Here is an 11,657-nt window from a genome sequence, read left to right on the forward strand (position 1 = left end):
CTTGGACAACCTTTCCAGGAAACTCGGCTTGGGGCTCTTGTTGCCGTCTTTCGCCGCGAGCTTACAGCAGGCGATGATCCTTTGCGTCGTTTTCCTGATGCCGTTCATGCTGCTCTCTGGCCGGATGTCGCCCACCGACAACATGTCGGAAGTCCTGAAATATACGACGATGATCAATCCGTTGAAATACGCGATCAGCATCAAACGTCGCGTCTATCTCGAAAGTGCCGGCATCGACACGCTGCTTCCGGATATGTTGGCGGTGACCACCATTTCCGCCGTTCCCATACCTGTTGCCGCGTGAACTAGCCTCCAGATCGGGCGTTGATTACCGCCGGAGTGCAGACCCTTTTTGCGGTCTCGAAGAGCAAGCTATTCACTCAAGTGCAAGTTGTTCGGATTGGAACAACTAAGCTGCCTGCAGGTTAGACTCGGTGATTGTTCAAACAATAGTTCATTGCCGCGTCACGCGTGGAGAATTACCTGATGCCGCTCGCAGCTCAGTCAGACGCCGCACTCAGCCATCCGCGAATCTACTATGTGAATCCGTTGCTGCTGGCCGGGAGAGACCGATGGAGCGAGGTATTTGATCACGCGAGCGTGCTCGGCTTCGATATCGTGCTCTCGGCCCCGCCTTTTCGCAAAATGGCAGGCGCCGGTCTTTTTTCCACGGAGAGCTACGAACATCTGGATCCGGCGCTCGAGATCGAAGGAGATGCAAAACAGGGACTCTCCTTGCTGGCGCAAGACGCCCGGGCATCGGGGATCGAACTTATGCTGGACCTTGTGGTCACCGCGCATGATGCGGGGACCGCAGGCGCCCTTACCCCGCTCGATCCAAGGCGGTCGCCTCTCTCTTCTACTAAGCCCGCAGTGCTGTCGCCGACCGCGGCAATCGACGAGTGGGAAGCGCGGCTGGCGGAATTTGCGTCATCTGGGATCGCTGGTTATCGGGTCCTTGACCTTGCCGGCGTGCCGGTCGATGGCTGGCGGCGCTTGACGACCAGCGCGAAAATGGCACGGCCGGGAACGAGGTTTTTTGCCTACACGCCGGGAACCGATTTCGCTCTGCGCTTGGCATTAGAGAACTGCGGCTTCGATGGTGCCTTTTCCTCACTTGCCTGGTGGGATCTGCGCGAAAGCTGGTTCCTTGAGGAATATCGTCTGCAGCTCCCTTTCGGGCAGCAGATTGCCTTTCCGGAAGTGCCGTTTGGAAAGCGCCTGGCGCATGGCACGGAAAGCAGGGAAATCCGCGAGCGAAAATCACGCCGCGCTCTCCATCTTGCAGCCGAACTCGGCGACGGATTGCTTGTGCCGATGGGATTCGAATTCGGCGCCACCTTGCCGCTCGATCCGACGTATGGTCATGGAGAGGGTTTGCGTGTCCTCAAAGCCGAGGGTGCTTACGATATCTCCGCGGATATACGCGACCTGAATTCCGCACAGCGTTCGTCTATTCGATGGACGACCCTTCACAGCGAAACGACGAGCCAAGTCACAGTGATCGCGCAGGCTGATCGGCCCACCTTGCGGGAGGCAGCGCATACGCGGCTCGTTGCGGTCAATAGAGATCTGCGTCGTGGGGCGGAACTGCCTGACGACATCATGCATCGCTTGGCCTTGCCTTTTCTGCCCATCGAGGCGATGGCTGGTAGGCGGAGAATCGCTCCGGGCGAGGTGCGAGCTGTCGCAACGGAGACCCACCCTCTTGTTTCAGCTGACGAAGGGGAGCTGTCCCTCGCTGAAGCGACGGCCTCTCCGCGCATCGCGATCGAACATATCACGCCGCAGGTCGACGATGGACGCTTTGCGGTCAAGCGCCTCGTCGGCGATACCGTGATCGTCGAGGCGGACATCTTTGCCGACGGCCACGATCTGCTGTCGGCTGCCCTTCTTTACCGCGCCCGCGACCAGCTTGAGTGGCGTCGAACGAGAATGGTCCTTTCCGAAAACGATCGCTGGCGGGGCTCCTTCCTGCTCGATCGCATCGGGCGCTTCGATTTCAAGGTCGAGGCCTGGAAAAATCCCTTCGCCATCTTCCGCTACGAGCTTCTCAAGAAGAGCGAAGCGCGGCTCGATCTGCGGTTGGAACTGATCGAAGGCGAGGAGTTGATCCGGGATGCCGCAGCTGATGACGGCATATCGATGAGGGACGAGGACAGGGCGGAACTCGCGACGCTGCTTGCCGAGCTCGAAAGGCGTGACGGGCCAGGCAAGCTTGAATTGCTGCTTGCCACACGAACAAACGAACTTATGGCGCTCGCCGACCGCCGCCCCTTTACCTCGCGCTCGCGAACTTATGGTGTGGAAGCGGAGCGCCGCGAGGCGGCCTTTGCGAGCTGGTATCAGATCTTTCCACGTTCGCAGAGCGGTGACCCCAATCGCCACGGAACTTTCGAAGACGTCATCGCACGCCTGCCGGCCATCCGGGATATGGGCTTTGACGTGCTTTATTTCCCGCCGATCCACCCTATCGGCCACACCAACCGCAAGGGCCGCAACAATTCTCTCATCGCCGCCCCAACCGACCCGGGCAGTCCTTACGCGATTGGTTCGGAAGACGGCGGGCATGAGGCGATCCATCCCCTTCTTGGCGGATTCGATGACTTCGAGCATCTGATTACGGAAGCCAGCCGGCTCGGATTGGAGATCGCACTCGACCTAGCGATTCAAGCCTCCCCCGACCACCCGTGGCTAAAGGAACATCCGGGCTGGTTCGACTGGCGGCCCGACGGCACGATCCGCTATGCGGAAAATCCGCCGAAAAAATACGAAGACATCGTCAATGTCGATTTCTATGCGCCGGAGGCGGTGCCGGCGCTTTGGGCCGAACTGCGCGACATTGTCGAGATGTGGATCGAGAAAGGCGTAAAAATCTTCCGCGTCGACAATCCTCATACCAAGCCTTTTCCCTTCTGGGAGTGGATGATCGGCGATATCCGCGCGCGTCATCCGAAGGTCGTGTTCCTTTCGGAAGCCTTCACAAGGCCGAAGGTGATGTACCGGCTTGCGAAGGTCGGCTTCTCCCAGTCCTATACCTACTTCACCTGGCGCGACACGAGAGCGGAGCTGGAGGAATATCTGACCGAGCTTACTCGAGGTGAGGTGAGGGAGTTCTTTCGCCCGCATTTCTTTGTCAACACGCACGACATCAACCCGGACTTCCTGCAGAACGCGCCGCGCTCTGCCTATCTCATCCGGGCCGCGCTCGCTGCCACCCTGTCCGGTCTTTGGGGCGTCTATAATGGCTTCGAGCTTTGCGAAGGACGGCCGGACGCCAAACGCAAGGAATATGCCGATAGTGAAAAATACGAGATCCGCGCCTGGGACTACGACCGACCGGGGAACATCAAGGCGGAGATCTCGATGCTCAATCGCATTCGCAAGGATAATTCAGCATTGCATTCGCATCTCGGCCTGACTTTCCTGCCCTCGTCGAACCCCAACGTCATGTTTTTCGAGAAGGCAGGCGTCGGGCGCCACAACGTTCTGCTTGTGGCCGTGACGCTCAATCCGCACGCGATAGAGGAAAGCAATGTCGAATTTCCGCTCTGGCGGTTCGGCCTGGCAGACGATGGCACACTCGCTTTTGAGGATCTCGTCAGTGGCCAAAGGTTCAGCCGTACGGGCAAGTGGCAGATGATTAGGCTCGATCCCGCCCATTTGCCGTTTGCCATCTGGCGCGTCAGGGCAGGGGAGGTCTGAGATGGACACTGTTCACATGGCCGAGGGCGATAATCTTGCCGACGACCCGCTATGGTACAAGGATGCGATCATCTACCAGCTGCACATCAAGTCGTTTTACGATGCCGATGGCGATGGCATCGGCGACTTTGAGGGCCTGTACCAGAAGCTCGACTATATAGCCGCACTCGGCGTCAATGCCATTTGGCTCCTGCCGTTCTTTCCCTCGCCCCGGCGCGATGACGGCTATGATATTTCCGATTATCGCAACGTCAGCCCGGACTACGGGACGCTCGAGGATTTCCGGAAGTTCGTGGCGGCGGCGCATGAACATAATATCCGCGTCATCATCGAGCTTGTCATCAATCACACGTCGGACCAGCATCCCTGGTTCCAGCGCGCGCGACAATCGCCTGCCGGAAGCCCCGAGCGAGACTTCTACGTCTGGTCGGATACAGACCTGAAATTTCCCGAGACCCGTATCATTTTTCTCGATACGGAAAAGTCGAACTGGACATTCGATCCCGTGGCGGGCGCCTATTACTGGCACCGCTTCTATTCGCACCAGCCAGATATCAATTTCGATAATCCGCTGGTCATGAAGGAGATTATCGATGTCATGCGCTTCTGGCTTGAGACCGGCATCGACGGCTTCCGGCTCGATGCGATCCCCTATCTTGTCGAACGTGAAGGCACTAACAACGAAAACCTGCCGGAAACCCATCTGATCCTCAAACAGATCCGTGCGGCGCTCGATGCGACACATTCCGGCGTACTTCTTCTTGCCGAGGCAAACCAGTGGCCGGAAGACACGCGAGAATATTTCGGCGACGGCGACGAATGCCACATGGCGTTTCATTTTCCCCTGATGCCGCGCATGTACATGGCGATTGCCAAGGAGGATCGCTTCCCGATCACCGATATCATCCGTCAAACGCCGGAAATCCCCGAAATCTGCCAATGGGCGATCTTCCTCAGAAATCACGACGAGTTGACGCTCGAAATGGTCACCGATGCTGAACGCGATTATCTGTGGGAGACCTATGCCTCCGATAAGCGCGCCCGCATCAACCTTGGCATCCGACGGCGGCTGGCGCCATTGATGGAACGCGACCGCCGCCGTATCGAGCTCATGAATGCGCTGCTGCTGTCCATGCCGGGAACGCCCATCGTCTATTACGGTGACGAGATAGGCATGGGAGACAATATTTATCTCGGCGACCGGGACGGCGTGCGCACCCCGATGCAATGGTCCCCCGATCGCAACGGCGGCTTTTCGCGTGCAGATCCGGCACGCCTCGTATTGCCGCCGGTTGCCGATCCGCTCTATGGCTTCGAGGCATTGAACGTCGAGGCCCAGGTATCGGACGCGCATTCACTGTTGAACTGGACACGGCGAATGCTGGCGCTGCGCCGCCGCAACAGCGCCTTCGGGCGGGGTTCGATGCGCTTCCTGGCGCCGGCCAACCGACGGATTCTCGCCTATTTGCGCGAACATGGTGACGAGGTCATTCTTTGCGTCGCAAACCTGTCGCGCGTTCCTCAAGCCGTGGAGCTCGATCTGCAGCAGTTCGAAGGGCGGGTTCCCGTGGAGTTGACGGGCATGTCGCCATTCCCGCCGATCGGGCAGCTCACCTACCTACTCACACTGCCGCCCTATGGTTTTTTCTGGTTCCAGCTCGCTGCCGAGGCCGACGGACCAGCCTGGCGCACGGCACCGCCCGAGCAACTTGTCGATCTGGTGACGATCGTTATCCGGCGCAGCCTCACGGAACTTGCCGAGCTGCCGCATCACGCGGCGGTGTTGAGCAGGGATATCCTGCCGGCCTATCTTGCGAAGCGCCGTTGGTTCGGTGCCAAGGACCAGGCTCTGCAGGAAGCGAGGCTCGTTTCCGCGACGCCGATACCCTTTGCCGACGGTGTCGTGCTCGGAGAGATCGAGGTCGTGCTGCCGGATCATGTGGAAAGTTACCAATTGCCGCTCGCGGCCGAATGGGACGATACGACGACCAACGTGCTCGCCCAGCAGCTTTCCCTTGCCCGTATCCGGCAGGGCAGGCGGGTGGGATTCCTGACCGATGGATTTGCCGTCGAACTGATGGCGCGCGGCATCCTTCAGGGCCTGTGCGACCGCTCGACGGTCAGCGGACGCACCGGCATGATCGAATTCATCGGCACCGATCGGCTCGATTGCCTGGCCCTGACGGAGGATATGCCGATCCGTTGGCTTTCGGCCGAGCAATCCAACAGCTCGTTGCTCGTGGGCGACTTGGCGATGATCAAGCTGATCCGCCATGTCTTCGTCGGCGTCCATCCGGAAGTCGAGATGACGCGTTATCTGACGGAACATGGCTACGAGCATACTGCCCCTCTTCTGGGCGAGGTGGCTCGGACCGACGGCGAAGGTCGCCGATCGACGCTTATCATCGTGCAAGGAGCGATCCGAAACCAGGGCGATGCCTGGAATTGGATGCTGTCCAACCTCCGACGCACCGCCGACGAGATTGTTATCACGGAGTCCGCCGTCGAGGCGGCCGATGAGCAGCTGCAGCCGCTTCTGCATTTTATTTCCATGGTCGGCGAACGCCTTGGAGAATTGCATGTCTTATTGGCGCAACCGACCGACAACGAAGCCTTCGCGCCACGTCGGGCGGATGCACGCGATATCGCCGGCATTTGTAAAACCGTAACGGGCGAGATCACCTATGCCTTTTCCAAGCTAACCGGCCTCGAAGACAGTGTCGAGCCCGAGATCGCGGAACAGATATCCTTGCTGCTTGCCGAACGCGACTGGATCCTCGAGCTTGCCAGTGCGCTGGCGGACGAGGCGAAAGGCACGTTGTTGACGCGTGCGCATGGCGATTTCCATCTTGGCCAGATCCTGGTGACGGAGGGCGATGCCGTCATCATCGATTTCGAAGGCGAGCCGGCGCGCAATCTCGCCGAGCGTCGCGCCAAGACGAGCCCGTTGCGCGACGCTGCCGGCCTGCTGCGGTCGCTCGACTATCTCTCGGCGACCGCCATGCTCGAAAACGACGCCATTTCGGATCATCATGATGCCCGCCGCCGAGAGGTGATCCGGCGCTTCGCGGAAAATGCGGAACGCATTTTTCTGACGTCCTATATCGAGGCATTGGCGGCTTCGCCCGATTTGCCGAAAACGCCCGCCGAGGTGCGGCGGATCATCGATATCTTTCTTCTGGAGAAGGCTGCCTATGAGATCGCTTATGAGGCCCGGAACCGTCCTAAGTGGCTTCCGATCCCGCTGAACGGACTTGCCGCCATCATAGTCCGACTTTCGGAGAACCGCTCATGAGCGATGTTACCGACGTTCTCAGCGGAGTGGATGCGGGTTCGATACATGCCCTCGTGGAGGGGCGGCATGGAGATCCCTTTTCGATCCTCGGCATGCATCAAGGTGTGGACGGCCGCTACAGCGTAAGGGTCTATCTTCCGGGAGCCTTGCGCGTTGAAATCTTCGATCGAGACAATGATCGCGTTCTGGCATTGGCCGATCTCATCCATCCGGCCGGCCTGTTCGGCGCGATGCTTGCCGAACGCAACGCCTATTATCTGAGAATTCAATGGCCCGACGCAGTCCAGGTCGCGGCCGACCCCTACAGCTTCGCACCGCTGCTCGGCGATCTTGATCTCCATCTGATCTCGCAAGGGACGCATTACAACCTAAGCAAGGCTCTCGGTGCCAATCCGATGACGATCGACGATGTCGCGGGCGTGCGTTTTGCGGTCTGGGCGCCGAATGCAAGCCGCGTGTCCGTGGTCGGCGACTTCAACGCCTGGGACGGACGCCGCCATCCGATGAGGCTCCGGCCGCAGGCAGGTGTCTGGGAGATCTTCATTCCGCATATCACGGACGGCGAGCGCTATAAGTTCGAGATTCTCGATCGCTTCGGCAATCCGCTTCCGCAGAAGGCCGATCCGGTCGCACGGGCTGCGGAGCCGGCGCCATCGACGGCGTCCGTGGTTGCTTCGTCCGAGCCTTTCCGCTGGAACGATCATGACTGGATGGACAAGTGCCGAAGCACCGATCACTTCGCCGAGGCGCTTTCGATGTATGAGGTCCATGCCGGCTCTTGGCTGCGGAACATGGAAGATGGCGGCCGCGCGCTGGATTGGATCGAACTCTCGCTGCGGCTCATTCCCTATGTCCGCGAAATGGGTTTCACTCATATCGAGCTGATGCCGATCATGGAGCATCCTTTCGGAGGATCATGGGGCTATCAGCCACTCGGTCTGTTCGCGCCGACCGGGCGCCATGGCACGCCCGAAGATTTCGCATATTTCGTCGATCGCTGCCACCAGGAAGGGCTCGGTGTCATTCTGGACTGGGTGCCGGCGCATTTTCCGACGGATATCTGGGGATTGGCGCGTTTTGACGGCACCGCGCTTTATGAGCACGAAGATCCGCGAGAGGGCTTCCATCGCGACTGGAACACGCTGATCTATAATCTTGGCCGTAACGAGGTCAAAGGCTTCCTGATCGCAAGCGCGCTCGAATGGCTTGAGCGCTATCATGTGGACGGATTGCGCGTCGATGCCGTCGCTTCCATGCTCTATCGCGACTATAGCCGTCCGGAAGGCGAATGGATCCCGAACCGTTACGGCGGGCGCGAAAACCTGGAAGCCATCGAATTCTTCAAGCATTTGAATAGCATCGTTCACGAACGCCACCCGCACGCGCTGATGATCGCGGAGGAGTCGACCGCTTTTCCGAACATCACAAAACCCGCCGCGGAAGGTGGGCTCGGCTTCGACATGAAGTGGAATATGGGATGGATGCATGACACGCTCCATTACATGTCCGACGATCCGGTCTATCGAAAGTATCATCATGGCTCGATGACGTTCGGCATGATCTACGCCTACAGCGAACGCTTCATCCTGCCGTTTTCACATGACGAAGTCGTGCATGGAAAAGGTTCCATGCTCGCCAAGATGCCTGGCGATCCCTCGCAGAAGATGGCCAATCTCCGCGCTCTTTTCGGCTTCATGTGGGGGCACCCGGGTAAGAAGCTTCTCTTTATGGGCGGTGAGATCGGTCAATGGTCGGAATGGAGCCATGACGGTTCCGTCGAATGGGATCTCCTGGATGAACCCTCTCATGCTGGCCTGCAGCGGCTGGTGCGTGATCTCAACCGAATCTACGGGCATTTTCCATGCCTGCAGCATGGCGATATCATGCCGGACGCTTTTGAGTGGGCGGTTGCGGATGATGCCGAACAGTCGGTTTTCGGGATGCTGCGCCTTGATGCTGGACGGCGGTCGGCCATTCTGGTCATTTCGAATTTCACTCCGATTTTCCGGAGCGGATATAGGGTAGGTGTTCCTTTCGCCGGCCTCTGGCGGCGGATTCTCGATACCGATGATTTAGTTTTTGGCGGAGCAGGTATGGGCTCTGGCGATCGTCTTAGCGACGATTTTCCCGCGCATGGGCGCCGCCAGTCTCTTCTCGTCGATCTTGCCCCTCTTTCGACAGCGATGTTTCTCTTTGAGGATGGAGAAGCGATGACGGGAGGTGAGCAATCCTGAAGTTCCGCGTCGTGGGAAGTAGTCGATACCGTCATGGTTGCGCGTTCGACGGAACGGTCCGGTAGCGAACATCGTCTTTCTTCCAATTTGATCCATCTTTTATTGCATGAGGAGGTTGCTAATGAAAATCATGATCGTCGAAGACGAGCCCTTGGTGGCACTGGAATTGGAGCGCATCGCTATCGAAGCTGGCCACGAAGTCGTGGGCTCCTTCATGACCGCGGAACAGGCCTTGGCCTACGCGTCAAAGGCAGAGGTGGCTTTCGTGGATCTCGGCTTGGCCGATGGCCATAGCGGAGCGGGGCTTGCTCGCCGATTGACGGATCGGTTCAGGATAAAAGTGATCTTTGTGACCGGCAGCCCGGAGCGAGTTGGGTATGGCCTTGAAGGCGCGGTCGGAATAATCGACAAGCCATTCACCGACAAAGCAATCATCGATGCCTTGGAAAAGGCGCGGCGCCTACAAGGTTAAGTAGGCTGGACCTCTGAGGGGGATCGGGTTGCCTGAAGGACAGTAGAAGCTCGTCCCTCGGATTTGCGAAATAGCTCACGACAGGCTCCAGACAACTCCCCATGGTCCGATCGAGTTGTCTGCCATGCCGTCCAACGAAAAAAATGCTTGTCCCTCGATCGGACTTTTCAAAATAACAGGCGTGTTCGACAAATTGGCTGCCAAATGAAGATTTGTAGACCCGAGTTTCCAGCGCACTCGGATTGGCGAGGCGTCTGGATCGTAGGTCGCCAAGCAACTATGCGCTTCGACGAGGAGCGGCACGACCACTTGATGTCTGAGCTCTAGCAACTGCCGGTAATAGCGTCCCGTTGCCGGGTTCTCATCCATTTTATCCCAGCGCAATTTTGCGCGGAGGAAGGTGGCTTCGGCCGTCGGGTCGCATGCATCCTCCGCTTCGAAGCCGGGCAGGCGCTTCAGTTCCTCCTTGCGACCAAGCCTTATCTTGGCGTTGAGCTCTTCATCGAAATCGCAAAAGAAGGGAAAGGGATCGGTAGCGCCCCATTCCTCACCCATGAACAGCATGGGGATCTGGGGCGAGAGAAGATAGATGGCTGCGATAGCCTTTATCGCCTCGATAGGGTGGGAGGACATCATACGATCGCCGCGCGCCCGATTGCCGATCTGGTCATGGTTTTGGATGAAGGAGATAAAGGCCGATGGCGGCAAGCCAACGCTCGGCGATCCCCTTGGCCGCCCTCGATATTCCATGTGCTCCCCCTGAAACGCGAAGCCCTCGGCAAGTGCGCGGCTCAGACGCCGTGTCCAATCGGCATAATCTTCGTAGTAGCCGAAGGTCTCGCCTGTGGCCGCCACGTGGAGAGCGTGGTGGATGTCATCATTCCACTGTGCCGTAAAATGGCGCGGCTTGCCGTCCTCATCGCGTGCGAGGAGAGCCGCTTCATTATCCTCGTTTTCGACGATCAGGTGGACATGGCGTTCAGGGAAGGCGCTTCTGACGCGACCGGCAAGTTCGAGAAGGATATGCGGATCGCTATCGTCCTTCATCGCGTGAACGGCATCGAGCCGCAAACCATCCATCCGAAACTCGCTCAGCCAATAGATTGCGTTTTCTATGACGAAATCGCGGACGAAACGGCTGCCGTCGCCATCGTAGTTCAGGCCTTTGCCCCAGACGCTTTCGTGCCGGTCGCCGAAGATCGGCGCGTAGCGGGGCTGATAGTTTCCGTCCGGCCCGAAATGATTATAGACCACATCGAGAAAGACGCAGATGCCGCGCTCGTGGGCTGCATCGACGAGCATTTTGAGATGCTCGGGGCGGCCGTAGCTGCCATCCGGCGCATAGGGCAAAACACCGTCGTAACCCCACCCATACCGACCGCGAAAATCCGAAAGCGGCATGATTTGAATGGCCGTTATGCCGAGGCGCTGCAAATGGTCGAGCTTTTCGATGACCGCCAGAAATGTGCCAGCTTCCGTGAAGGCGCCGACATGCAGTTCGTAGATGACGATCTCCTCCCAGCGGCGTCCCTTCCATCCCTGCGTTTTCCATGTGAACGTTGGATCGATCAACTCGCTCGGGCCGTGAACGTCTTCGGGCTGAAAGCGCGAGGCAGGATCCGGCACGGCAAACCCATCGGCCAGCACGAACTTATAGCGATCGCCGATCCGCGCGTCGTTGACTTCGACGACATGCCACCCGTCCTGGCTCCGCCGCATGGTCCATTCTCCTCGCTGCTCGATGCGGACGAGCACGCTCTCCGCCAAGGGCGCCCACAAGCGGAACAAGACCGCATTCTCATTGATTTGTGGTCCAAATGCGAAGCCGTGCTGCATGACACCTATCCGTCAATGACGCTGAAATTTTCCTGCATCCAACGCATCTTGACGGGAACGGTTCCTGGGGTGGGAACAGATCTCTTTCAGTTCCGTTCTTAAGAGCCCCCGACGC

Annotated in this window: 6 protein-coding genes; 5 read left to right on the forward strand and 1 reads right to left on the reverse strand. The window is 58.7% G+C overall.

All coding sequences use genetic code 11. The annotated features are described in order from the left end of the window. Positions 1-28: 28 nt before the first annotated feature. From I8E17_RS27260 to I8E17_RS27280, 5 genes are all read left to right on the forward strand, one after another. The gene (locus I8E17_RS27260) at positions 29-304 is read left to right on the forward strand and encodes an ABC transporter permease (protein WP_069614219.1); all 276 of its coding nucleotides are present in this window, start codon (positions 29-31) and stop codon (positions 302-304) included. 182 nt (positions 305-486) lie between these two features. Then, positions 487-3,705 (forward strand): alpha-1,4-glucan--maltose-1-phosphate maltosyltransferase, encoded by a 3,219-nt coding sequence (locus I8E17_RS27265; RefSeq protein ID WP_069614220.1) that lies wholly within the window; start codon positions 487-489, stop codon positions 3,703-3,705. Between the two features lies 1 nt (position 3,706). Continuing rightward, positions 3,707-7,000: a maltose alpha-D-glucosyltransferase gene (gene treS / locus I8E17_RS27270; RefSeq protein WP_219511730.1), complete on the forward strand. Its 3,294-nt coding sequence runs from the start codon at positions 3,707-3,709 to the stop codon at positions 6,998-7,000. Then, complete coding sequence (gene glgB / locus I8E17_RS27275) at positions 6,997-9,234, forward strand: 1,4-alpha-glucan branching protein GlgB (RefSeq protein WP_113366153.1); 2,238 nt, start codon at positions 6,997-6,999, stop codon at positions 9,232-9,234. The genes treS and glgB overlap by 4 nt, the downstream gene beginning before the upstream one ends. 121 nt (positions 9,235-9,355) lie before the next feature. Then, positions 9,356-9,706: a response regulator gene (locus I8E17_RS27280; protein ID WP_069614223.1), complete on the forward strand. Its 351-nt coding sequence runs from the start codon at positions 9,356-9,358 to the stop codon at positions 9,704-9,706. A gap of 75 nt (positions 9,707-9,781) precedes the next feature. Here the strand turns inward: I8E17_RS27280 and treZ are convergent, their stop codons facing one another. Further along, positions 9,782-11,542 carry a malto-oligosyltrehalose trehalohydrolase gene (gene treZ, locus I8E17_RS27285; RefSeq protein WP_069614224.1) on the reverse strand — a complete coding sequence of 587 codons (1,761 nt, stop codon included), beginning with the start codon at positions 11,540-11,542 and terminating at the stop codon, positions 9,782-9,784. Positions 11,543-11,657 lie beyond the last annotated feature (115 nt).

Origin of the sequence: Rhizobium sp. AB2/73 (assembly GCF_020871915.1) — a bacterium.
Classification (GTDB): domain Bacteria; phylum Pseudomonadota; class Alphaproteobacteria; order Rhizobiales; family Rhizobiaceae; genus Rhizobium; species Rhizobium dioscoreae.